The sequence below is a fragment of the Lutispora saccharofermentans genome, assembly GCF_024363565.1.
Lineage (GTDB): Bacteria > Bacillota > Clostridia > Lutisporales > Lutisporaceae > Lutispora > Lutispora saccharofermentans.
Window position 1 is genome coordinate 142,161 of sequence record NZ_JAJEKE010000005.1, and the last position, 24,082, is coordinate 166,242.

Genomic DNA, 24,082 nt, shown 5'->3' on the forward strand with positions numbered 1-24,082 from the left:
ATATGGAAAGGGTTTTAGCAATTTCCGCATTTATTGGACTGGGATTGTTTGTTTACCTATTTTATGTTTTATTCAGAGGTGAAAAATTATGACCTATTTTATACTGCAAGATATATTTTATATAGTCATATTAATAATACTGTCTATTCCCTTGGGAATTTATATGTATAAAGTTATGGCAGGGCAGAAGGTTTTCTTGACTCCTTTGCTCTTTCCCATGGAAAGCAGGATCTATAAGCTGATGGGAATTCAAGCCGACAAGGAAATGAGAGCAAAAGAATATGCTTTTTCAGTAACTGGCTTCAGCAGCATCGGCCTTGTTTTTCTTTGGGTGCTGCAAATGCTTCAGGGTATTTTGCCTCTTAACCCCGAGGGAATTAAGGGAACCAGCTGGCATCTTGCTTTCAATACGGCAGCAAGCTTTGTTTCCAACACCAACTGGCAGGCTTATTCAGGCGAAACTGCTCTGTCTTATTTATCCCAGTCACTGGGACTGACCGTTCAGAATTTTGTGTCGGCAGCAACCGGAATTGCCGTGTTGTTTTCCTTGATGAGAGGATTGATTTTAAAAGAGAAAACAACCATCGGAAGCTTTTGGACGGATTTGACGAGGACCACACTCTATATTTTGATTCCTCTTTCGTTAATTACAGCGCTCCTTATTGCCTCTCAAGGCGTGGTCCAAACCCTGAGTCCTTATAAAGATGTTGTTTTGCTGGAAAACGGTGCGGTTCAGACCATACCTTTAGGCCCGGCTGCAGGCCAGATTGCCATAAAGCAGCTTGGTACAAACGGCGGCGGCTTTTTCGGAGCAAATTCAGCCTTTCCATTGGAGAATCCTACACCATTCTCCAACTTGGTTCAATGCTTGTCACTCTTGCTGATACCTGCCGGGCTATGTGTCTCATTCGGTAAGGCGGTGAAGGACAGCAAGCAAGGCAAAGCAATCTATGCGGCGATGCTCATCTTGTTCGTTATATGCCTTGCTGCTGTTACTTTCTGTGAACAATATACAGCACCCGTTTTTGATGATGCGGCAGCATCCGGCAACTTGGAGGGCAAGGAAATTATCCATGGCGTGGGACTTTCATCCTTGTGGGCCGCCGCAACTACCGCTGTGTCTAATGGTTCTGTTAACTCCATGCACGACAGCTTTACACCCCTCGGCGGCATGATTCCCATGTTCCTGATGCAGCTTGGCGAAATAGTTTTCGGAGGTGTAGGCAGCGGACTTTATGGGATGTTGGCTTTTGTCCTGCTTACCGTATTCATCGCAGGATTAATGGTTGGTCGTACTCCTGAATACTTGGGGAAAAAAATTGAACCCTTTGATATGAAAATGGTGTGTATTATAGTACTCGTTCCGCCGCTTTTTACATTATTGGGAACAGCTGCCGCAGTCTTAATGCCTGAGGCGCCTTCTTGGCTGACAAATTCGGGAGCCCATGGCTTCTCTGAAATTCTTTATGCCTTTACTTCTATGGGAAATAACAACGGCAGCGCCTTTGGAGGCTATGCAGCTAATACGGTTTTTACAAATATTACAGGTGGAATCATTATGCTCATAGCACGCTTTGCGCCTATGACAGCAGCTATATATCTTGCAGAAAACCTTGCATGTAAAAAGACCGTAGCCCCGGGCGAAGGGACACTTTCCACAAGCAATGCTATGTTCGTAGGACTGTTAATATCAATAATCCTGATAATAGGTGCACTTACCTTTTTTCCTGCTTTAGCATTAGGACCCATTGCGGATTATTTTACCACTGTTAAATGAGGTGAGCTATATGAATAGTAAAAATTTAGAAAAAAATATATTTGTTGATGCAATTAAGCAGTCTTTCGTTAAACTTTTGCCAAAAACTCAGATTAAAAACCCCGTAATGTTTGTAGTCTATATAGGAGCTGCATTAACTTCGATGCTATATCTGCTATCTTTTGCCGGTATCAAAGATGAAAGCCCGTTCTACACACTTGCTATCGCTTTGATACTGTGGTTTACCGTGCTTTTTGCCAACTTTGCGGAAGCCATGGCTGAAGGCAGAGGCCGAGCTCAGGCCGACACCCTGAGAAAGTCCAGAAAAGATGTAAAAGCCAAAAAACTGAAATCGGCGGCTGATGCAGAAGATTATGAGGAAGTATTGTCCAACACCTTAAAAAAAGGAGATATTGTATATGTAAAAGCCGGTGAACAAATACCCATGGATGGAGAAGTAATCGAAGGAGCCGCATCGGTAGATGAAAGTGCAATCACAGGCGAATCCGCTCCCGTCATACGTGAATCCGGCGGTGACAAAAGTGCTGTAACGGGAGGCACTACTCTGGTATCCGACTGGCTGGTTATTCGGGTAACAGCCCAGCCGGGGGAAAGCTTCCTCGATAAAATGATTGCCATGGTAGAGGGTGCCTCCAGGAAGAAAACTCCCAATGAGATTGCGCTCCGGATATTGCTTGTAACTCTTACCGTTATTTTTCTTGCTGTAACCGCAACACTGCTCCCCTTTTCAGATTTTGCAAGCAAACAGGCTGAAGCAGGTTCCGCCGTCTCCATAACTAATATAATTGCACTGCTTGTATGTTTGGCACCCACAACTATTGGAGCCCTTCTCTCATCCATCGGCATTGCCGGCATGAGCCGTTTGAATCAGGCCAATGTGCTGGCTCTGAGCGGACGCGCTATCGAAGCTGCAGGAGATGTGGATATACTCTTATTGGATAAAACAGGTACTATTACACTGGGAAATAGACAAGCAAGCGAATTTATCCCCTTAGGCGGAGTGACAGAGCATGAACTTGCCGATGCTGCACAGCTTTCCTCAATTGCGGATGAAACTCCTGAAGGAAGAAGCATAGCAATACTGGCAAAAGACCGCTTCAACCTCAGAGGAAGGGATCTGTCCAAGCTAGGCGCTGCATTCGTGGAATTCTCTGCAAAAACAAGAATGAGCGGGATTGACTATCAGGGCAATGAAATCCGAAAAGGTGCTGCCGAAGCCATAAAAAAATTTGTGCTGGATAAAGGCGGAATTTATCCGGATGAATGCGATCAAATCGTCAAACGAGTTGCCGGAGAAGGGGGAACACCTCTTGTGGTTGCTAAGAACAATAAGGTATTAGGTATTATTTACCTCAAAGATATCATAAAAAACGGTGTAAAAGATCGATTTGAAGATTTGCGAAAAATGGGCATAAAAACCATCATGATAACCGGCGACAATCCTATGACCGCTGCAGCCATCGCTGCAGAGGCAGGTGTGGATGACTTTCTTGCAGAAGCAACGCCGGAAGCAAAGCTTAATCTTATTCGTAATTATCAAGCCAAGGGACATCTTGTAGCTATGACAGGCGATGGTACTAACGATGCGCCGGCCCTTGCACAAGCAGATGTGGCAGTGGCGATGAATACAGGCACACAAGCTGCCAAGGAAGCCGGAAACATGGTGGATTTAGACTCAAGCCCAACTAAGCTGATTGATATCGTAAGGATAGGGAAACAGCTGCTAATGACAAGGGGAGCACTGACCACTTTTAGTGTTGCCAATGATGTAGCAAAATACTTTGCTATCATACCTGTACTGTTTTTTGGCATTTATCCTCAACTTGACTCCCTCAATTTCATGAGACTGACAAATACAACCAGTTCCATCCTGTCAGCCATTATATATAATGCACTGATTATCGTCGCACTGATCCCTTTGGCTTTGAAGGGAATAAAATATGATGAAATGCCGGCCGGAAAGCTTTTAAAAAGGAATATGCAGATTTATGGGTTAGGCGGCATTCTTGCACCCTTTGGAGCAATTAAGCTTATTGATATAGTACTGACCGCATGCGGTCTTGTGTGAGGTGAAATAATGTGAAAAAAAATCTTAAGGCTCTCAAGCAGGTATTTTTGTGCTACATCATCATGACAGTACTATGCGGGATCATTTATCCGGGCATCGTTACCGTTATTGCTCAGACAGTATTCCCTATTCAGGCTAATGGCAGCATCATTACTATCACACTAAGAGACGGAACATGCAAAGATTATGGTTCTGCTTTGATCGCTCAAGAGTTTACGAAGCCGGAGTATCTAATAGGCAGACCCATGGGTACAACGAATCTGTCACCTGTAAGCAAAGAACAGGAAAAGCTTGTAAAGGAACGAATCGATTGGTGGCATTCCTTTGACCCCGATAATGATGCGGAAATTCCTATGGACCTGGTTACTGCTTCAGGCAGCGGCGTTGATCCTAATATTACACCGGCGGCAGCTGAGTATCAGGTTTCGCGTATTGCAAGGGAAAGAAGCCTCAGTGAATATGCAATCAGAGAAATTATAAGCAAATATACCACGGGAAGATTCCTGGGATTTTGGGGTGAACCGGCTGTAAATGTATTAAAAGTGAATTTATCACTTGATGGCTTGCTTTAGAGCCAGTGTAATGACATACTTAAAAAGGAGGGGTTTTATGGTAAATAATTATGAACAGCGTCCCAATCCGGACACTATTCTGGAAAGCATCGGCGCCGACAGATCCGTAAAAACAGGTAAACTTAAAATTTTCTTTGGTTATGCAGCCGGTGTAGGCAAGACTTATGCTATGCTTGATTATGCCCAGAATCAGTTAAAAAGCGGTATTGATGTTGTGGCCGGGTATGTAGAACCCCATACCCGGCCTGAAACAATGCAGCTGCTAAACGGATTGCCTGTTTTGCCTCCAAAGATCATAAATCACAAGAATATTCAACTGAAAGAATTTGATTTAGATGCGGCACTCAGCAGGAAGCCCGAACTTATTCTGGTTGATGAGCTTGCTCACTCCAATGCTTCGGGAGTTCGCAACAAAAAACGATATCAGGACATAGAAGAGCTTCTCAATGCCGGAATTGATGTCTGCACAACAATAAATGTTCAGCATATTGAGAGTTTGAATGATTTGGTTCAGGATATCACAAAAGTTACTGTTCGCGAAACAGTCCCTGACTATATCTTTGACAATGCCTACAATGTTAAGCTCATAGATATCGAACCTGACGAACTCCTAAAACGATTTGATGAAGGAAAAATTTACAAACCTGAAAGAGCTAAAACAGCTATGAAAAATTTTTTTACCAGAGAAAATCTTTGCCTTCTGCGTGAGATCGCTATGCGCAAGGCTGCGGATAGAATCAGCCATGAAAATCAGAACGAACGGCGTATGACAGAAAAAATGGCCAGCATCAAGCTGCTGGTTTGTGTCAGTTCTTCACCGTCTTCCTCCAAGTGCATCCGTTGGGCGGCAAGAACAGCTGAAGCCTTTCATGCACCATGGATAGCCGCCTATGTAGAAAACATGGAGAGCCGCTATTTTACGGAAGAAGAAAAGAAAAACATTCGTATCAATCTTGATCTGGCCGAGCGATTGGGTGCTGAGATAATAACACTGAACGGAGATGATATTGCAGCCATTATCGCAGAATATGCCAAGCTTTCAGGCATTACCAACATTGTCATAGGGAAAAGCAGGAATAAGAAAACACTGAAAAGCCTGTTTGAAACAGATTTTGAGGATAAACTTATCTCTCTCCTACCCAGCATAGAAATACACATTATCCCCGGTAATACGACACAAAAAAACTATCGGAATCCAAAGAGAAGAGCAAAAAAGCAGAATCTGCTTTTTTCATGGACTGATGCATTGAAAACCCTTGGGCTTTTAACTGCAGCCACCCTATTTTGCATGGTTCTTCAAGCTTTTGATATCGGCGATCAAAATATTATAATGGTTTATATTCTGTCCGTACTTATGATTTCAAGGATCACAATGGGATATATTTATGGTGTTGTTGCTTCCGTACTAAGTGTGCTTGCATTTAATTTCTTTTTTACGATTCCATATTATACCTTTAATGCAATACAGCCCGGATATCCTATCACCTTTTTCATAATGCTCCTTGTGGCTTTGATAACAAGTGCCCTTACCATCCGCATAAAAATACATGCACGTCTTGCCGTAGAAAGAGAACACCGTACGGAGGTATTGTATGAAATTAATAAAAAACTTTTAGGAACAAGAGGACTTGAAAATATAATGAACCTGACAAATGACTATATTACAAAACTCTTTGACCGCTCCGCAATTTTTTACACGCAAGACCCGGAGAACAGCTCAAAATATGCTTTTATGCAGTCATCCGCAGACCCGGATGCCTCCTTCCTATTATCGGAAGATGAGCGTGCTGTCGCCCACTGGGTATTCATCAATCAAAAATACGCAGGTGCGGGTACGGATACCCTTATGGGAGCAGGTGCTTTTTATATACCTGTTATCTCACAAGGAAACGTGCTGGGAGTAATTGGCTTATCCTGTGCTAAGGGACAGCTCAGCCAAAGCAGCCGTGCATTTTTGCATATGCTTGCTTCACAAGTAGCAATGGCTTTGGAGCGCCAATGCTTATCCGATGAACAACGGCGGATAATAATCGAATCGGAAAAGGAAAAAATGCGAAGTAATTTGCTTAGAGGAATTTCCCATGATCTGCGCACCCCGCTCACCTGCATCTCAGGTGCAAGCTCCGCCATACTTGAAAGCGGCGATTGCCTTGATAAACAGACTCATGATAAGCTTGTTTCCAATATTAAAGAGGATTCCCAGTGGCTTATCCGCATGGTGGAGAATATCCTTTCTGTTACACGTATCAATGAAGGGACTATGAATGTCACAAAAACTCCGGAGGCTGCTGAAGAAATCGTAGCCGAAGCCATCAACCGCATTCGTAAAAGATTTCAAAACCGTAAGATTACTGCAAAAGCTCCCGATGAACTTTTGATGATTCCCATGGATGGGACTCTGATTGAACAGGTCCTCATAAACCTTATTGAAAATGCTGTCAAGCATTCACCGGAGGATTCTGTTATTGAAGTGGAAGTAAAAAAAGACGGTAATGACGCTGTATTTCAAGTAGTTGACCATGGAGAAGGAATTTCAGATCAGGATTTTCCTCATTTGTTTGAGAGCTATAGTCCAAACAGGAAACGAAGCTCCGACTCATCAAGAGGCTTGGGAATAGGCCTGTCCATATGCATGTCCATTATAAAGGCTCATAATGGTAAAATGGAAGCTACCAATAAAAAAGAAGGCGGTGCAGTTTTTAAATTTACACTGCCGCTGGGAGGAAGTGAAAGCTATGGATAATAAAACTTCAATTCTAATAGTGGAAGATGAAGAAGGCATATGCAACTTTATTTCCGCAATACTATCTTCAAACGATTTTAATGTAATTAAAACAGCAAAGGGAAAGGAGGCTGTTTCGATGACAGCTTCTTATTGCCCTGATTTGATTCTACTAGATTTAGGCTTGCCCGATATGGATGGAATAGAAGTATTAAAAACAATCAGGCAGTGGACGAATATACCTGTCGTTGTTGTATCGGCCCGCGGTCATGAGCGTGAGAAGGTGGAAGCCCTTGATTTAGGAGCAGATGACTATATTACAAAGCCCTTTGGGACTTCTGAGCTGTTGGCGAGAATAAGAACCGCACTCCGGCATCATCAAAAGATTTCCATTGGAGGCCCGTCTGAAGCCGATAAAATTACCTTAGGAGATCTGGAAATTAATTATAGCAAAAGAATTGTATCAGTTGCCGGAAAAGAAATACATCTTACTCCTATTGAATATAAAATCATCGTGCTGCTTTCTAAATATATAGGTAAAGTGCTAACCCATGATTTTATTATAAAGGAAGTATGGGGGCCCTATATAAATGAAACCTATTCAAGTGAAATACAAGCACTTCGGGTTAACATGGCAAACATAAGAAGAAAACTGGAAATAAATCCTGCTGAACCAAAATATATTGTTACAGAGGTTGGTGTAGGGTACCGTATGGTTGAGGAATTGCAATAATGTCAACTTTATGCCCGGCTATGATCTCTTTTATAGCATCAATGCTTTAACTTGCATTTGTGAAATATCTATAGCAGTATGCTATTTTGTTTGCTATGCTCCTCCCATGTAAAAGAGGCTGCCTCTTAAAGAGACAACCTCTTTTTTTATGCTTTTTATTTAGCCGTAGCTTCTTGCACTGCCTCTATTGTCACAGGCTTTGCTGGATCTGTGGGTATGTTTATCTTGAACAGCTTCATTCCAACGCTGCTTCCTTTTGCCACTTCAACCTTCAGTATCATGTCAGCATCAGCTATATCTCTTGTGACCTTTACATTGCCGGTTTCTTTCATAATTTCTAAGAGTGAACTACTTCCATCTCTCTTAGCATCATATTTTACAAACTTTCCATCGACCATATTGCCTACTTCTATATATTTGTAAATTGCTCCGTTTGCATGGGGCTTGAGAGCTAGAATTCTTGGCTCATTCGAAGTCGCAGGGTATACCGGACCAAATTGGAACTTCTCGGCTGTAAGCCATGCCTTTGCATCTTCAACGTCAAGGACGTCCTTCACTGTCAATATTTCGCCGTTGAGAAGTTCTGATGTCTCCGCTGCTTTCTCAATCTTAGCTATTGCTGCTGCAATCCTTCCATTCAAAGCGGACTTTAAGCTGCCTTCCTCAAGATTGCCCACAGCCTCCCAGGCAGGAGCTTCTAAGGCTCTGGCTGACTGGATCATTGCCTCAGCCTGATCCGAAGTCCTCTTCGCTGCATCCATTGCCATATTCACAATAGATCTTTTTTCAGGAGCTGCAGGAGGTCCCAGATAGACAGCAAGGGAGTTCTTCAGCTCTTGAACACGGATTGCCAGAGCTGCTGACTGGACACCTATTCCTTCTTCTCCGGCTGCAGCTTCAAAGGCTTTTACTGCATACTCTGCCGCAGCTTCTGCTGCCTTTTTAGCTTCTTCTTCAGCTTTTCTTCGCTCTTCTTCTTGTTGTTTAGCTTCCTCTAATTCTATTATTTTTGCCTCAGCCTCTACAAGCTTCTGATAATTTGCTACATAAGCTTGCTGCTCGGCTGTCAATGCTTTATATGCTTCTCTTGCTTCTTCTACAGCTTTCTTATTTTCAAGTACCAGGGATTCGGGAAGAGCATTTATCTTCTCTTCTACTGTCGCTGCTTTTGCTTTATCTTCCTTAATCCTGTTTGCTTCTTCCTCAAGGCGCTTTGCTTCTTCTTCTAATTCTGCTATTCTTCTTTCAGCCTCTACAAGCTTCTGATAATTTACTACATAAGCTTGCTGCTCGGCTGTCAATGCTTTATATGCTTCCCTTGCTTCTTCTACAGCATTCTTGTTTTCCAGTTTTAATATCTCTATCGCTGGAAGGGCATTGATCTTCTCTTCTACTGTCGCTGCTTTTGCTTTATCCTCTTTAATTCTTTGTTCTTCCTCTTCAAGGTGTTTTGCCTCTTCTTCTAATTCTGCTATTCTTGCCTCTGCATTTACAAGCTTTGTATAGCTAGTTACATAGGCTTGCTGTTCAGCTGTTAATGTTTTATATGCTTCTCTCGCTTCTTCTACAGCATTCTTGTTTTCCAGCTTTAATATATCTATGGCAGGAAGATCATTGATCTTCTTTTCCACCGCCGCTGCTTTTTCTTTATCAGCTTTGATCTTGTTTTGCTCTTCCTCAGTTTTCTTTTGTTCTTCTTCCAATGCTGCTATTCTTTTCTCAGCATTTTCAAGCTTTGTATAGTTAGTTACATAGGCCTGCTGTCCGGCTGTCAAAGCTTTATATGCTTCTCTTGCTTCTTCTATGGCCTTCTTGTTCTCCAGCTTTAGCATCTCTGCCACTGGAAGATCATTGATCTTCTTTTCCACTGCCGCTGCTTTTGCTTTATCTTCCTTGATCCTGTTTTGCTCCTCTTCAAAGCGTTTTGCTTCTTCCGCCTTTCTTTGCTCTTCCGCTAATCTGGATATCTCCGTTTGGGACTCAGACAGCTTGCTGTAATTGGTGACCAGCTGCTTTTGCTTTGATGTCAGCTCATTATATCTGGCTGCCGCATCCTCCACCGCTTCTTTGTCTGCAAGCTTTATATCCGTGGGCAGTGCGGCTATTTTATTGATAACCGCATCTGCCGCAATCTGATCATCCATCTCAGGCACTTTGACGGGAGCCAGGTCTGTGCCAGTGAAGTAGAATTCTTCTCCCCTTATATTTTCGCTGATGTTGCCTACCAAATCTTTGGCCTGGGAATCTATTATCAGAATGTATTCGTATCTTCCCTCAAGAGGCTGGCCCAGAGTCAATATGACCTTGTTCTTGTCGATCTTCTTCAGGGAATTGGTTATAGTCTTATATTTGCTATAATCATCCGCATTCTTTATGGTATATCTGCCTTCATATCCTATGGCCTCGTTATACTCGATCTCTACTGTCAATCTGTCTATAGCGGTAACAGTGAGTATATACGGCTTATCCTCATCTTTGTATTCGCCGTAGAGCATGGTGTAGCCGTTATCGGTATTCTGAGCTTTAATGCCGTGCTTATCCGTCAATACCTTGCTCAAATCTACCTTGTAGTCTTTGTTGTTGTCAATATACTTAGTGGAGCTGATAGTAAAGGTCACCAGCTTATCATCTTCTCTTTCCACTTTTACATCAAAGGTGGCGGAAGGGCTGCCTATTGTGCTTGCTTTGCTGTTTTTCACCACTACTTCCTTTGACATTTCCAGTTCAAAGGTTTTGCCGTCCCTCTGGGTGATATATAATATCTCGGGAACCTCGGGATCCTCATCGTTGCCGTATATATCCATGCCATAATCCCATGAATAGCTCCTGTCAAAAGCATTCCTGTTCACCGATTTGTCCCTTATGCCCTTTAAGGAATCTTCTTTGACTATGGTATAAGCTCCATAAGCCGATAGAGTTTTGCCTTCTTCCACATTGGAAAATTCTATGGTCCTTCCATCATCTGTTGTGGCTTTGGCATAAAGCTTGATGGTTTTGTCCCCGGCCTTTAAGACCATAGCCGTCGCATCACTGCCGCCTGTTGTATAGCTCACAGGCTCATCAAACACTGCAGCCACTACATACTTATTCACTGTATAGACATATTGGAGCTCAGGGCCTTGCTGGTCATTCTCCCCTGCTATGGCTCTAAATTCAAAGCTCAGCTTCAATCTATTGCCTGTAGCATCCACCACTCCGTCTATATTTATCTTATATATCTTTCCTTCCGTCATGGATGCGGTCTCCAGCGTAACCTTTTCATCCTCATATTCGGCCCCTATGGGAGAGCCTATATCGTTATTTATCTCATAATTTGCGATATCCTCAGCGCTTTTCTCATCCAAGGGCTTTGTGAAGTATATCTCAATCTTATTGCCGCCCACTACTTTATAATTCTTGACAGTAGCTGCCGCAAAATCATCCCGGGATACCCTCAGGGTTCCGCTGTTGTTCTTTTCCATTACGTTGCCGAATTCGTCTTCTATGTTAAAAGCCGTCACAGTATAAGAGCTGTTTACTTCCAGATCCTCCACGCGAAGCATGACTTTGTATTTGCCATCTGCATGGGATGCCTTTTCCACGCTCTCTACATAGATGCTTTCCTTGTACCTGTCATTCCTGGTAATCTCATAATTATTTGCATCCAATACGGTAGCTTCATTAAACCTGCTGCTGTCGCTGAATACCACCTGGATATAGTTCCTGGACAAGGCCTTGAGATCGCCTTTGGAAAGCTGAGGTGCGGAAGTATCCACCCTCATGCCGTAGAAGGTTTTCTTAGCCGCTTTTTTCATCACATTGGCAGCCTTTGTCTTGTCGCTTATATTCTCTACGCTCAGTTCATACCTGGCACTGGCTTTCTGGGTCTCTGTGGTGAGCTCCACCGTATCTTCATCATCCCCAACCAGTTGGGCCTCCAAGATGCCCAGCTCTGTACCGCCGGTTTTTATCAGATAGTTGCCCACATCTTCTGCCGAGTCTCTGGTAATAGCTTCGGAAAACTTTATTACCACTCGCTGGTTTGTCTCGGCCTTAACATCTCTGAGCGAAGGAGCGGTAGTGTCCAATCTGGTGTAAAAGGATCTGCTGTCAGATCTTAAAACCACACCGTCGATGGATTTTATATTTGTCGCCTTCACCGTATATTGCTTTCTTCCTACCAAGCCATAAGTGGATAAAGTAACTTTTTTGCCTTCCAGCTCTGCCTTTACCACATCAATACCTGATATGCTGTAATTTGAAGCATCAGTGGCAGAAGCAAAATCCAATTCCTTGTCAAACTCAATAACAACTGTCTCAACATCTTCGCTTTTGACATTTTTTATCCTAGGTGAGCCTGATGCTTTTGCTACTCCGGTGAACTTCAGCTTTGTATTGCCCACGTTCAATGTGTACAGCTTTCCTGCGCTCATGCTCGCTGTCGTCAGCCTTACCGTATCTGCTCCGATCAGGTCTGCAGACTTGATTGACAAGCCCTGGACAGAGTAATTATCCAGATTTTCTCCATCATATCTGTCTATGCTTTTGGTGAAAACCACTTCTATCACTGTATTTCCCACAGCCTTTGCGCTCTTTGCCTCCACATCTATGATATCCTTCATAAGTCCGGCAGAGATGGCTGTGGATCTTCTGATCTTGCCTGCGTCTACTAAAACGTTGATATAAACCTTTCCGGCTTTAGTCTTTGCCTTCAAAGCCGATACAGTAGCCTTGGACAGCAGATCTATGGTAAACTTTGCTTCCTTGGATGGCTTCAAGCCTATAGACTCTGCAAATTTCAGAGTGCTGTCCCAGGTAAAGTCTCCTTTGACCCCTGTTACCTCCTGCTTGTAGCCCAGAGTTTCCAGCAGGACCTTGTAATATGCCTGCTCGTTTATATTGTTATAGGGTCCGAAACGTCCCCTCTCGTCTCCTATGAAGCCCAGGTCGGGATTTGCCTTGAGGTAAGCCAGTATGGCCCGGCCGTCTGCCCACAATACCTCATTCTTGTCTGCAAAATTTGCAGTACCTCCATAGTTCAATGCCTCTTCATACAGCCCTCTCAGCTTGAGGATGGATATGGCTGCAGTAAATCTGTTCATCTGCTTTTGGGTATATTCCCATGTAACTCCGTGGCCATCGCCTTCCAGCATGCCGATATCGGCGAGGGTGCTCGCTTCAGGGCTTACACCCCAAGCCGCATAGCCAGGCGCATATCCCATGACAGAAAAAGCTATTGTAAAGGCCAACACAAATGCCAGCAGTTTTTTCATTAAAAAACCTCCTTCAGAATAATTTTAAGTTTTTATCAAGCTTAGTGTGCTATGTAAAACAAACCGTAAAATGCGTTTGTCTATAAAATTGTTGGTTATGTTGTAAAACGCGCTTTCAATATATATAGACGCCCAAAGATGTGAAAAGGTTTCCAGAACTGCTTATATTATGAGTATATATTTTTGCCTTAAAATGACAAAATAGGTGCTCTTTCATAAAGAACACCTATAGCTGCATATGTTGAACGAGACTTCATTCAGAGGGGGATTCAACCCCCACTGAATGTTAGTCGAGTCCATACTGGACTTAGCCGCTCTTGGCACCCGCCGCCTATAGAGGCGGGGGTCTTAGAGCGGGTTAGTTCAGTGATAAATATTGTTATTTCTCCAAAGCTTTTCTTACGAATTTCATTATGCCTTCTATTATCCTCTCCTCGTCTCTCACCCCGTCATCGCCAAGGAAGATTTTCATTCTATCCTTGTAGTAATCGGAAGTGAAGGAGAATTGGAACATCACCAAAAGATTATCCAGGCAGAAGGATACCAGCTGCTCATCGATATCAGGGGATATTGCGCCTTGCTCCTTGGCTTTTCTCAGGATCTGAGCATAGAGCCTTGCAGTGATGGACTCCATCTGCCACGACAGCCTGCTCGATAAGCCGGAGAGGCCCTGAGTGCTGAGATCGAGATATATCTGGTTCATCTCGGGATAATTCTCCGCATATTCTCTGGTAACCCTGAAAAGCCTCTCTATTATTTCAAAGATGTTGCCCTCATCCGGATGGATCTCTTCTAATGCTTTTTCCAGAAGGTGAAAGCCTTTATCAACAATAGTGAGAAACAAATCCTCCTTGGATGCAAAGTAGCTGTACATAGAGCCGATGCTTATTCCTGCTTTTTTGGCTATGGTATTTATATTTGTGGAGCTGTATCCGTTTGATGCAAACTCGGATATGGCTACTTCAAATATCTTTTCCCTCTTATCTTCGGATATTTTTTCAAAGGTGCTTTTATAAAATATCTGCTTCTCACTTTGTATCATTTTTAGCCTCCGTTCATATTGTGGTACCCAGGGCGTAGCCCGCCTTTACGGCTTCCAGTACCCTGCCGCCGGTAAAGGAGTCGCCTATGTTGTATATCTCGGGAGCGGTATGCTCTTTAATGCATTCGTAGTAAAGCCTATCATCGGGTATGGCACCGGTGCATATCAGTACCAGGTCCGCTTCCAGCTTCATGGGCCGCTCCGCCTCCTCCAGCCCCTTCACGAAAGGGTTTGCTATATTGTCCGCGAGGGCAGGGGTCCATGTTATGTACGGGTCAGGCACGGTGTCCGATGTGTTCCTCATGATCTCCACTAAGCCTTCGTCTATGCCGATGAGCCTGGCGCAGTTTATCAGCTCTACTCCCGCAGCCTCCAGGTGATGTATCATGAAGAATCTGTTGGAGGTGCAGGTCTTTTTCATAAAGTAAGGGGTCATCTCCACAACCTTTACCTTCTTGCCCATTTCATAAGCCAGCATATAAGCAGCTTCGCAGCCTACATCGGAGCCGCCTATGACCACCACCTTCTCTGCCTTATTAGCCGTCTCAGGATTTTTGAGAAAATCTGCTCCCGTTATGACATAGGGGAGATTTATCCCCGGCAGCGGTGGCTTTGAAGGCTTTGTTCCGGTGCAGGTCACTATGGCATCGAAGCTGCCGGCCTTGAGCATATCCCGGTTTACATCAGTACCGAAAAGGGTCTTCAGTTTATAATCCCTTGAGATCCGCCTTATTTCATTATTAATATACTCCATATAGTTTGCTATTTCAAACTTAATTTTGGGACGTGAACCCGGAATGAGCATGCCTCCTGCTTTGTCATTCTTATCGTAGAGCACTACCTCATGCCCTCTCCTGGCGGCAGTACAGGCCAATACAGCTCCTGCCGGCCCTGCCCCCACCACCGCTATCTTTTTTTTCCTCTCCGCAGGCTTCATATCATCTTGATAAACATCTTCAAAACCGGTCCTGGGATTTACCGCACAATGGGGATGCCCTCCGACGGCAAACTGCCCCAGGCAGCCCTCATGGTCTCCTATACATGGTATTATTTCCTTCACTCTGCCCGAATAAACCTTCTGAGGCCAGTAAGGGTCCGCGAGTAGAGGACGGCCCAGCATTATCATGTCGCATTTTCCCTCTCTCAATGCCCTCTCTGCCAGATCAGGATAGCCCAGCTTCCCCACAGCCATTACCGGTATGGGAAAGCCTGCATTGGATACTATCCCCCTTTTATCAAAATGCTCCTTTACCAGATTGGCTATCTCCATATATACCCCGGGAGGCATTCCGTTAGGCGGATGGGGGAGCCACCAGCTATCATAGCCGCCCAGGTCTGCATCAAAGACATCCACCCCTGCCTTTACAAGGTTCTCCATATAGTCCAGCGTCATATCTGCGGTACGGCCGTTTCTGAACTTCTTCAGTATCTTATCCTCATCCATCTTTTCCCCGTAGGTCTCTCTGAGGGCCAGAGAAAGGTCTATCCTGTAATGTATGGGGTAATAGGCTCCGCATCTCCTCCTTATTTCTCTTACCATATCCAGTCCGAAGCTTTGCCAGTCCTTATACCTTCCCATTTTTCTCCTGTTGTAGGCAGGGTCTGTCATCTGCTCTATAAGATAGCCGGAGTGGCCATGAAGATATACGCCGTCTATCCCCAGCTCCCTCGCATTGACTGCGATCTCCCCCGTATTCCTTATTATCCTCCTGCACTCCCTGTCGGTGAGGGGCCTGCATAGTATCTGGGGTATATACCAGTTGTTGTTCCAGGAGGATGATATGGGAAGCCTGTATTTCTTCGTCAGGCATTCCGGATTGCCTACCCTTCCCATACCCGGTGCAAGCTGTATGAAGAACCTGGCTCCATATGCATGGCAGCCCTCAGCTATGGCCCTCCAACCGGAATAGGCAGTCCTGTGGCTGTCTATCCTCGGAAAGATCCCTGTAGAGTCCAGATCCCCATAGGATGGGTCCGCCTTCCATGATACGGGAGTCATGCCGCTGGTTATGAGCCCTGCTCCGCCCTTTGCCCTCTCTATGAAATACTTTATCATCTTTTGGCCGGGCTTTCCCGTCTCGTCTGCCATGGATACATTGCCCATGGGAGCCATCACTATGCGGTTTTTTATCTTCAGCTTATTTATCTGTATGGGCTCAAAAAGCTTCTCATAGGGATAGAGCTCATCTGTCATCCTTCCCTGTTTCAGCCTTTCTTCGTCTGAAAACCAGTCTCCCAGGCCGTCAATTATTTCTTTTACCTTGTGATTTTGTCTCTCTTCCATACCAACACTACTCCGTATAATATTTTTTAAATTTTCCCCCGGCCATAATCTTGCCTATCAAGCTTCCCAGTATCCTTATGGCCGGATAATTGAACTTCAGGTCTATGAGCTCTATAAGGTTGCCGTCCGGGTCCTTCATAAACACCCACTTGTTGCCGTCAGTATCCTGAGGCGGAGAGAAGAAATATACTCCCTTATCCTTTAGATGCTCATACCATTTGGGCACATTCTTCACATCCAATGTTATATGGGTAGGCCCCGGTTTGTTCCACCGCATCTTTTCCACCGGAAGCAAAGGAGTGAATTCGAATATTTCAATGACTCCGCCCTTGGGGAATCTTAAGAAGCCCAGTCTCACCGATGCATCCTCTACCCCGTAAAGCTCCCGCAGCTCCTTGACCTGCTCCCTGGGGAGGGTTTGCTCCGATATGAGCCAGCAGCCAAAGCTCTCATGATACCATTTCACTGCTTTTTCAAAGCTTGATACTGTAAGCCCTGCATGGCTTAAAGAACGCACTTTCATGAAAACAACTCCTTGTTTTATAGTCTCTAGTCGCTAGTCGCCGGTCACTGGTCTCCAGTCTTAGGGTATTCCTTTCGGGATATGACACTAGCCACTGGCCTCTAGCCTCTAGCATTTGGGTATTCCTTTCGGGTCTTTTTTTGAAACCACTAAAAATCGCGAAAAGGTTATATACCAATCACTTAGTACTTAAGGTTCTTCACTGCATTGAGAATTAACATGTGTTACCCACACCACAATAAACGAAAACATATCTGGTCATTCTGAGAGCACAGCTCGAAGAATCTCAAATTAGATCCTTCGGGCACAGCCCTCAGGATGACAAGGAAGCCGGTCTTTCAGTGGTTCCCGTTCCCTATTTACAGCTCTTATTTAGCATAGTCGCCTACCATGGTCATGAATTCGCCTATCTGGGCGCCGAATTCGGGGGCGCCCTCCATTATGAGCCGGCCCTTTATAGTGGCTTCGATGAGGTTGTCTGTCTGAAGCAATATGCCCAAAGCGCTGTCTACAGAGTCAAAGCGCATGGTGAAAAAGGGCTTGGAGCGCGTGTATTGGCCTCTGGCAGATTTGGTATTGCCTGCTTTCACCCTTATATATGCACAGAGCTCCGGCTTGCCGCTGACTGCCCAGGCATATACCCTGTCCGGGCTCTTCTTGGCCCATTTGGAGATCTCGGGATGCCCTGCTTTGTTCAGCTGGCTTATGCCGGCAGACAGCAGGTAAAAATAGAGCTTAACGAGGAGCTCCTTGTCTTCATCCTTCTTAGGCGGCTCCTTGGCTCCCAGCATGGCTGCCATCTTGAGAAGGGCCTTAAAAGTGGATATTAGGAGTCCCAGGTTTCTCAGACCGATGATCCTGGGGAGTTTTTTGCTCTTGCCCTTGAAAAAGTCATTGAAGGCAGTGATGCTCTTAAACTCCAGCTCAATGTCCGGTGAGTCCGTTATTCCTTTTTTTACTGTCCATATCCCATCCTCTATTATGAAGTGAGTTCCGACCTTTCCTCCGTCTGTTTTGGCACTTATTTGTATCTTGGCATTCTTGCCTTGAAAGCCTTTGCCCAGGCTTTCATCATTCTCAACGATAACCTTTACAAGAGGGAGCACGGCATTTAAAAAAATCCTGCTTGAATATATATCATCAAACGCAGTCATAAGCTACACCTCATCATCCCAGTTTTCGTCTTCCTCGAAGTCCTTGCCCATGAGCTCCCTCACATTCTCCAGTATTCCGTTGGTATCGATTTTGTAATGAGCCATGAGGTCCTCATGGAGCCCTATTATTGAGAAGGTGTCGGGAATGCCCAGCATCTTGAATGCGCAGGTCATGCCGCTGCCGGCCACCACCTCTGCCACGGCACTGCCGAGTCCCCCTATGACATTATGGTCTTCTACGGTTATTATCCTTCTGGTCTCACGGATCGCCTTCAGTATGGCTTCGCTGTCTATGGGCTTTATGGTATGCATATTTATGACCCTTGCCTTGATCCCATCTGTGCTATTGAGTATCTTTGCAGCTTCCACCGCCTGATATACGCAGGAGCCGCAAGCTATTATGGTCAGATCCGTTCCTTCTGCAAGCTCTACTGCCTTGCCTATTTTATAGCCGTACTCAGTGTTTTCATAGAGCTTTTGGTCGAAGCCCCTGTTTATCCTTATGTATACCGGACCCGGGGTCTCATAGGCTGCCTGCACGGCATTTGCAGTTTCTATGCCGTCTGCCGGCACTATCACCTTACAGTTGGCCATGGCGCGCATTATGGACAGATCCTCGGTGCAGTGATGGGTAGAGCCGGCTTGACCAAAGGAAAGCCCTGCATGTGTAGCTATCATCTTTACATTCAGGTTCTGATAGCATATATCCGTATGGACCTGATCAAGCCCGCGCATGGAGGTAAATATGGCGAAGGTGGAAACGAAGGGCACCAGCCCTGCCTTTGCCATTCCCGCAGCCATGCCGAACATGTTTTGCTCGGCTATGCCCGCATTGAAAAAGCGGTGGGGAAATTTGCTGCCGAACAGCCCGATCTTTGTGGATTTCGCCAGGTCCGCAGACAGTCCTACTATCTCAGGATGGATTTCTCCCATATCGCATAATACCTTTCCGTATAGCTCAGCCGTAGAAAGATTAGCAGTATCCAGCATTGTATATGTCAATCCCGCCATATTTTACACCCCTTTCATCCTTTTTTCATAGTATCTTGCAAGGCTTTCCTTGCTCTGCTTTATTTTCTCCGAGTCCAGCCCTCCATAGTGCCAGCGGTAGTCATTTTCCATGAAATCTACTCCGCAGCCCTTTACGGTGTTGGCTATTATCACAACGGGAGCCTTCTTCTCTCCCAAGGCATACTCTATGGCCCGGGAAAGCTCCGGGAAGCTGTGGCCGTTTACCTCCTTCACTATGAATCCGAAGGCCTCCCATTTCTTTGCGAAGGGCTCCAGCTTCATGACTTCTTCTGTAGGGCCGTCTATCATGCAGCGGTTCCTGTCAACTATTGTTATCATATTGGTCACATTGTAGTGGGCAGCGGCCATGGCAGCTTCCCACACGGAGCCTTCGTCGCATTCGCCGTCTCCCAGCAGGCAGAAGGTTATATAGGATTTGTCCAGCAATCTTGCCGCCAATGCAGTGCCTATTGCTATAGGCAGCCCGTGGCCCAAAGAGCCTGTTGATGCATCCACGCCGGGGACCTTTCTGGAGTCCAGATGCATGCCCAGGCTGGAGCCCGTGTGGTTGTATTCCTTCAGCAGCTCCTTGTCAAAATATCCTTTATCCGCCAATACCGGCGCATAGCCCACGCCTATATGCCCTTTGCTGAGGATCAATCTATCCCTATCCTCCCATTCCGGCTTTTTCGGATCAATATTCATATATTTATAATACAGTATGGTCAGTATGTCCATAGAGCTCAGGCTGCCGCCTATATGGCCGCTTCCCGCCCATACCACAGTATCGACGCACAGATTTCGGAGTTCGTTGGCTTTTTCCTCCAGAGCCCTTAGCTGTTGTTGGTTTAATGGCATATTATCCTCCCCCTATCCTAATTCAGGATGTCTCTTTTTCACTGCCTTGAAGGCATCATCTGCGATTCCGTGGGTATATTTTATGTCCTCCTCCGTCATGGCACAATTGATGAAAAGGTTATGATGATTGGCGAAGAAGGCTCCTCTTCTCACGCACTCAGCTACCCATTCCTGATGCAGCATTAAAGAATCATCATTGGCTATCCTCATATACCAAAGCGACGGAGCACCGCTGATGACCAGGTCAAAGCCATGGCTTTTGCCTATATCCCTGAGGCCGTCGGTCAGCTTCTTCCCCAGATTGAGCATGTACTCAGGCCCGTTGATCTTTTTCAGCTTGGTCAGGCATGCTATGGCTGCTGCGAAGGGTACTGCCGACAGCCAGTAGCTGCCTGTGTACATGACCGAGGATGCTGCATCCTTCAATGCATCTATTCCGCACAGGGCTGAAACGTTCCAGCCGTTGGCCAGTGCTTTGCAAAAGCACATCAAATCCGCCTTAAATCCGAAATAGTGATCCGAGCCCGCCATATCCAGACGGAAGCCGCAGCGCACATCATCTATGGCAAGGACTATGCCCTTATCTGTGCAGAGCTTTCTTACCTTTTGCCAATAATCCTTCTCCGGCATGGCATTGTCCGTAAAAATAGGATGGTGGTAAGGTGTAGCTATGAAGCAGGCGATCTGGCCCGGGTTTTCGGCTACTGCTCTTTCTATCTGCTCAAATTTGTTCCATTCCACATATATGTTGTTGGATACATCTTCATCTATGATACCCGGGTAGCCCAGCTTTTGGGTCCAGGGGGCAACGCCGTGATAGCCGCCCTTTACCATTATTGTCTTTTTCCTGCCTGTGGCTGCCTTGGCTATCATGACTGCAAAGCTGGTGACATCTCCTCCATTTTTGGCAAAGAAGGCCCAGTCCGCCATCGCTACAGTGTCCACCATGAGCTCTGCCAGATCGATCATCTTGGTTGAGGGTGCTGTCACACAGTTGCCTTCCTTCATTTGCTTTTCTACCGCTGCATCCACTTCCTCGTCATTATAGCCCAGCACATTGGGGCCGTATGCGCACATATAGTCTATAAACCGGTTGCCGTCCACATCCCAGAAGTATGCTCCCTTGGCCCTTTCGGAAAAGAAAGGATATGCATTGGCAGGTATATAGCAGCCCGATGCAGGGCCCAGATGCCCGTATATTCCCCCGGGTATTACTTTTACGGCTCTTTTGAAATATTCATCCCTTTTGTTATAGCTGTAGGTTTCCATAATACACTTCCCTCCTTTTTATTCAGACAAATAAGCCGGTACTTGAGCCAGGAGCTTGTTCATGTTGTCAATCATGGGTATATAGCCTTTTATCTCCAGCCTGCCGTCTCCTATGCAGGTATAGCTGTCCAGCTTGCCGTTTAGGACTCCATTGGCCGTATCCAGGGAGTCAAAGGCCATGATCGCTCTGGGCTTTTCGGCTGCTCCTTTTATGACCTCAAGCCTGCCGCCTCTTACATTGATGCTTATGGAAGGGCCGCCGTTCAATACGGACACAGCTATTATGCCGTCAGGTATCCTGTGGGCATTCAGCTTGCCTATCCTGTCATTGTTGCCTATTTCAGCAAGGGCAAAAAAAGCGGTATAGGCAGTGAGTATGGTATTGATGCTTGCATAATTCCGGTTCTTTAGGAGTGATTCTGTGGGTTTCAAATAGTAGGCAAGTTTGTCTGTGAGCTTGGTGAATTCATTTTTTAGAAAGCTGATCTTTGTGATTCCTTTTACCGGGATGGGGTTCGCTTTCCCTTCCATCATCTGATTGAAATGCTGGGGAGATTTGAAATACAGCTTGATATCATGGGGTCCTGCTCCTTTTGACATGGTGCACTTTCCGTTTTTGAAGGAAAGCAGTGCTTCCGGCACATCCTTTGCAGAGAACAAAATGGAGATGTCCTTGGCTGAGATGAGTGACTTCGCTTCCTGATCCAGCTGGCATAAATCCTCAAGGTTTCTTAACACAGAATGGAGGTTTATGCACGCCTTGGTCAATTCGTCAGGCATATGATTTCCCCCTTTAATTTATTTTGTTGTGGTAGCTGATAACGAGTATAAAGCTTCAAGGCTAAGACTTTGTAAGCTTGCATTTGCTGTGAGTCTTTTTTGAACATAGCTTTTCAAGAATGGCTTTTTGTGTTTTGCTTCGATATGTCTTTCATTATTTGCACGATAGAAGGCTTGTATTTTATTTCATAGAATGAGTGCTCGCTCTATATCTAAACAATACTACTAATTTATATTATTGTCAAACTATTTTGATAACTCTAAAAATAAAAAAACTTCCCTAGAGAAGTTTGCTCTAAAGAAGTTTTCGAATGAGATTTAGTCATCTCTCTGCTGCTATGAATAGTATTTTTGGAACTTGCTTTTTGGTTTATCAGGCATAGTCATTTTTATTTTTCCTTCTTCAATCAATGTCTGAACATATTTTTTTAAAAAATAAGCAGGTGTTTCGAATCCGAATTTTTCTGCAAGTTCTTCTCTTGAACGCGGTGTTATGCAGTAATTTAAAATTTTCATCTCCATATCTATATCTTTATTCTCGGCATTAGCCTTTTTATAAAATATGACCTTAAATACTCCCCGTCTATCAATAAACACCGGCTCCGGCATACCTGCCTTTTTGAGCTCTGCTCTCACAGTAGGAATACCCGAAAAGGGATTTTCAGTGTCAATCATAATTTCCATAGCTCCCGCTATATATGGGTTTCTGGTATCTGCAGCCGCCTTACCTAGATCATCCACAGTTATCCTGCCATATAGGCCGCCTGGGTTTTCCAGCTCTAATCTATCCTCATACATTATTAAACGCACTGGAGAACGATCTGTATGCATACTGTAATCTCTGTGTATAAGGGCATTTAATATAATTTCCCTCACGGCCTTTATCGGATACTCGGGTTTGTCAGCACGAAGCCCATCTTCAGTTATTATGGTTTTCACTTTCATATTTCTGCGCACAAAAGCTAATGCTCCTTCCAGCATCTGCGGTATGGTGCCTTCGATCCGTTTATTATCTACAAAGCGCTCGCCATCATCACCAAGCTCCCCTATTTCCCTGCCTTGCACTACCATTGCAGTAACACTAAGCTGCGGAAAAAATTCTTGAGGGTATTCACCAAGGAGCATTAACCCTGCCAATGTAGGAAGCTGGTTTTGAATAATACCTTGTGTTTCAAGTATTCGCCGGTCCTCAAGATTAACTAGATTCTGTTTTTGTCTGCGCAGCTTTATCAGATATTCTGTTACATTATCCTTTGACAGGTTCTGCAGCGCTGCTCTATCAACAGCACGAAGCTCATCATGTATCCTTCTTTTAAATGCTTCATAACTATATATCTCATATTCTGTCATTGGCTGGTCTGAATCCCCAACACGAATATAAGATCCGCGCAGCCTTCCTGCCCCTTTATAAAAGCATGGCTTATCATAGATGTCACATTCAGAAATTTCTGCACTGACCACCAATTTATCTTCTATTTGAACGACAGTAAACAACGGCCTCACAACCGGCTCCATTTGCAAGGATTGCTCCAGCACCTTCTTTTGAAGCTCTTGAGCATCATAAACGCCTGCTACTTTATATCCGGCATCCTCATCAATGCCAAAAATAATTATGCCGCCGCCAACCTGATTTGAAAAACTTGACAGGGTATAATAAAGTTTCGATGGAGTACCTCCGCTTGCTCTCTTTAGTTCTATATGCTGCTTTTCACATTTTTGAGAAGTGACCCTTTTGACTAATTCCAATAATTCTTCTTCTAACACAGAATCCACCCCCTTATATAATTATATTATAAATCTCTGGAATCATTAATTCTTTAATAAAATAATATGTATTTTAGTTAAATAATCGTAAATTAATCAAAATTTAATGTATTTATATAAAATAGTTTATTAAATTTTTCACATTTTTTTATAATCTTATACATTAAATTTAATATTATCGAAGGCTTAAAGCTATACTTGAAATAATAAGTATGGATAAAAAATAAGTAAATGGGTGCTATAACGCACCCATTTACTTATTTTTAGAATGGC

Annotated in this window: 16 protein-coding genes; 6 read left to right on the forward strand and 10 right to left on the reverse strand. The window is 44.6% G+C overall.

Features of this window, described 5'->3' with window-relative positions; genetic code table 11:
- The first annotated feature begins 2 nt into the window (after positions 1 to 2).
- The 6 genes from kdpF to LJD61_RS07950 are packed head-to-tail and all read left to right on the forward strand — an operon-like array spanning position 3 to position 7,872.
- Positions 3 to 92: a K(+)-transporting ATPase subunit F gene (gene kdpF / locus LJD61_RS20725; RefSeq protein ID WP_408615047.1), complete on the forward strand. Its 90-nt coding sequence runs from the start codon at positions 3 to 5 to the stop codon at positions 90 to 92.
- A complete protein-coding gene (gene kdpA / locus LJD61_RS07930; RefSeq protein ID WP_255226995.1) occupies positions 89 to 1,777 on the forward strand; it encodes a potassium-transporting ATPase subunit KdpA in 1,689 nt (562 codons plus the stop codon). The genes kdpF and kdpA overlap by 4 nt, the downstream gene beginning before the upstream one ends.
- A gap of 10 nt (positions 1,778 to 1,787) precedes the next feature.
- Positions 1,788 to 3,845 (forward strand): potassium-transporting ATPase subunit KdpB, encoded by a 2,058-nt coding sequence (kdpB, locus tag LJD61_RS07935; RefSeq protein ID WP_255226996.1) that lies wholly within the window; start codon positions 1,788 to 1,790, stop codon positions 3,843 to 3,845.
- Between the two features lie 11 nt (positions 3,846 to 3,856).
- Positions 3,857 to 4,417 (forward strand): K(+)-transporting ATPase subunit C, encoded by a 561-nt coding sequence (gene kdpC, locus LJD61_RS07940; RefSeq protein WP_255226997.1) that lies wholly within the window; start codon positions 3,857 to 3,859, stop codon positions 4,415 to 4,417.
- Between the two features lie 37 nt (positions 4,418 to 4,454).
- Positions 4,455 to 7,160, forward strand: coding sequence for a sensor histidine kinase (locus LJD61_RS07945; protein WP_255226998.1), 2,706 nt, complete (start codon positions 4,455 to 4,457; stop codon positions 7,158 to 7,160).
- The gene (locus LJD61_RS07950; protein ID WP_255226999.1) at positions 7,153 to 7,872 is read left to right on the forward strand and encodes a response regulator; all 720 of its coding nucleotides are present in this window, start codon (positions 7,153 to 7,155) and stop codon (positions 7,870 to 7,872) included. Before LJD61_RS07945 ends, LJD61_RS07950 begins: the two co-directional genes overlap by 8 nt.
- A 155-nt stretch (positions 7,873 to 8,027) precedes the next feature.
- Here the strand turns inward: LJD61_RS07950 and LJD61_RS07955 are convergent, their stop codons facing one another.
- From LJD61_RS07955 to LJD61_RS08000, 10 genes are all read right to left on the reverse strand, one after another.
- Positions 8,028 to 13,124, reverse strand: coding sequence for a hypothetical protein (locus LJD61_RS07955; protein WP_255227000.1), 5,097 nt, complete (start codon positions 13,122 to 13,124; stop codon positions 8,028 to 8,030).
- 379 nt (positions 13,125 to 13,503) lie between these two features.
- Positions 13,504 to 14,166: a TetR/AcrR family transcriptional regulator gene (locus tag LJD61_RS07960; protein ID WP_255227001.1), complete on the reverse strand. Its 663-nt coding sequence runs from the start codon at positions 14,164 to 14,166 to the stop codon at positions 13,504 to 13,506.
- A gap of 13 nt (positions 14,167 to 14,179) precedes the next feature.
- Positions 14,180 to 16,450 carry an oxidoreductase gene (locus LJD61_RS07965; protein WP_255227002.1) on the reverse strand — a complete coding sequence of 757 codons (2,271 nt, stop codon included), beginning with the start codon at positions 16,448 to 16,450 and terminating at the stop codon, positions 14,180 to 14,182.
- A gap of 7 nt (positions 16,451 to 16,457) precedes the next feature.
- A complete protein-coding gene (locus tag LJD61_RS07970; RefSeq protein WP_255227003.1) occupies positions 16,458 to 16,973 on the reverse strand; it encodes a VOC family protein in 516 nt (171 codons plus the stop codon).
- Positions 16,974 to 17,341: 368 nt separating this feature from the next.
- The gene (locus LJD61_RS07975; protein ID WP_255227004.1) at positions 17,342 to 18,127 is read right to left on the reverse strand and encodes a hypothetical protein; all 786 of its coding nucleotides are present in this window, start codon (positions 18,125 to 18,127) and stop codon (positions 17,342 to 17,344) included.
- 3 nt (positions 18,128 to 18,130) lie between these two features.
- On the reverse strand, positions 18,131 to 19,138 hold the full coding sequence (locus tag LJD61_RS07980) for a transketolase family protein (RefSeq protein WP_255227005.1): 1,008 nt from the start codon (positions 19,136 to 19,138) through the stop codon (positions 18,131 to 18,133).
- 3 nt (positions 19,139 to 19,141) lie between these two features.
- A complete protein-coding gene (locus LJD61_RS07985; protein WP_255227006.1) occupies positions 19,142 to 19,996 on the reverse strand; it encodes a transketolase in 855 nt (284 codons plus the stop codon).
- Between the two features lie 12 nt (positions 19,997 to 20,008).
- Entirely contained in the window at positions 20,009 to 21,265 is a 1,257-nt protein-coding gene (locus LJD61_RS07990) for an aminotransferase class III-fold pyridoxal phosphate-dependent enzyme (RefSeq protein WP_255227007.1), read from the reverse strand.
- Positions 21,266 to 21,283: 18 nt separating this feature from the next.
- A complete protein-coding gene (locus tag LJD61_RS07995) occupies positions 21,284 to 22,045 on the reverse strand; it encodes a hypothetical protein (protein WP_255227008.1) in 762 nt (253 codons plus the stop codon).
- Between the two features lie 336 nt (positions 22,046 to 22,381).
- On the reverse strand, positions 22,382 to 23,809 hold the full coding sequence (locus LJD61_RS08000) for an ATP-binding protein (protein ID WP_255227009.1): 1,428 nt from the start codon (positions 23,807 to 23,809) through the stop codon (positions 22,382 to 22,384).
- Between the last annotated feature and the right edge of the window lie 273 nt (positions 23,810 to 24,082).

What these genes read in the sequence shown, in the direction of transcription:
- kdpA (WP_255226995.1), top strand. Translation starts at nt 89, where the DNA reads ATGACCTATTTTATACTGCAAGATATATTTTATATAGTCATATTAATA.
- LJD61_RS07975 (WP_255227004.1), bottom strand. Translation starts at nt 18,127, where the DNA reads ATGACTGCGTTTGATGATATATATTCAAGCAGGATTTTTTTAAATGCC.
- LJD61_RS07950 (WP_255226999.1), top strand. Translation starts at nt 7,153, where the DNA reads ATGGATAATAAAACTTCAATTCTAATAGTGGAAGATGAAGAAGGCATA.
- LJD61_RS07980 (WP_255227005.1), bottom strand. Translation starts at nt 19,138, where the DNA reads ATGGCGGGATTGACATATACAATGCTGGATACTGCTAATCTTTCTACG.
- LJD61_RS07970 (WP_255227003.1), bottom strand. Translation starts at nt 16,973, where the DNA reads ATGAAAGTGCGTTCTTTAAGCCATGCAGGGCTTACAGTATCAAGCTTT.
- kdpB (WP_255226996.1), top strand. Translation starts at nt 1,788, where the DNA reads ATGAATAGTAAAAATTTAGAAAAAAATATATTTGTTGATGCAATTAAG.
- LJD61_RS07955 (WP_255227000.1), bottom strand. Translation starts at nt 13,124, where the DNA reads ATGAAAAAACTGCTGGCATTTGTGTTGGCCTTTACAATAGCTTTTTCT.
- kdpF (WP_408615047.1), top strand. Translation starts at nt 3, where the DNA reads ATGGAAAGGGTTTTAGCAATTTCCGCATTTATTGGACTGGGATTGTTT.
- LJD61_RS07990 (WP_255227007.1), bottom strand. Translation starts at nt 21,265, where the DNA reads ATGGAAACCTACAGCTATAACAAAAGGGATGAATATTTCAAAAGAGCC.
- LJD61_RS07960 (WP_255227001.1), bottom strand. Translation starts at nt 14,166, where the DNA reads ATGATACAAAGTGAGAAGCAGATATTTTATAAAAGCACCTTTGAAAAA.
- LJD61_RS07945 (WP_255226998.1), top strand. Translation starts at nt 4,455, where the DNA reads ATGGTAAATAATTATGAACAGCGTCCCAATCCGGACACTATTCTGGAA.
- LJD61_RS07985 (WP_255227006.1), bottom strand. Translation starts at nt 19,996, where the DNA reads ATGCCATTAAACCAACAACAGCTAAGGGCTCTGGAGGAAAAAGCCAAC.
- LJD61_RS07965 (WP_255227002.1), bottom strand. Translation starts at nt 16,450, where the DNA reads ATGGAAGAGAGACAAAATCACAAGGTAAAAGAAATAATTGACGGCCTG.
- LJD61_RS07995 (WP_255227008.1), bottom strand. Translation starts at nt 22,045, where the DNA reads ATGCCTGACGAATTGACCAAGGCGTGCATAAACCTCCATTCTGTGTTA.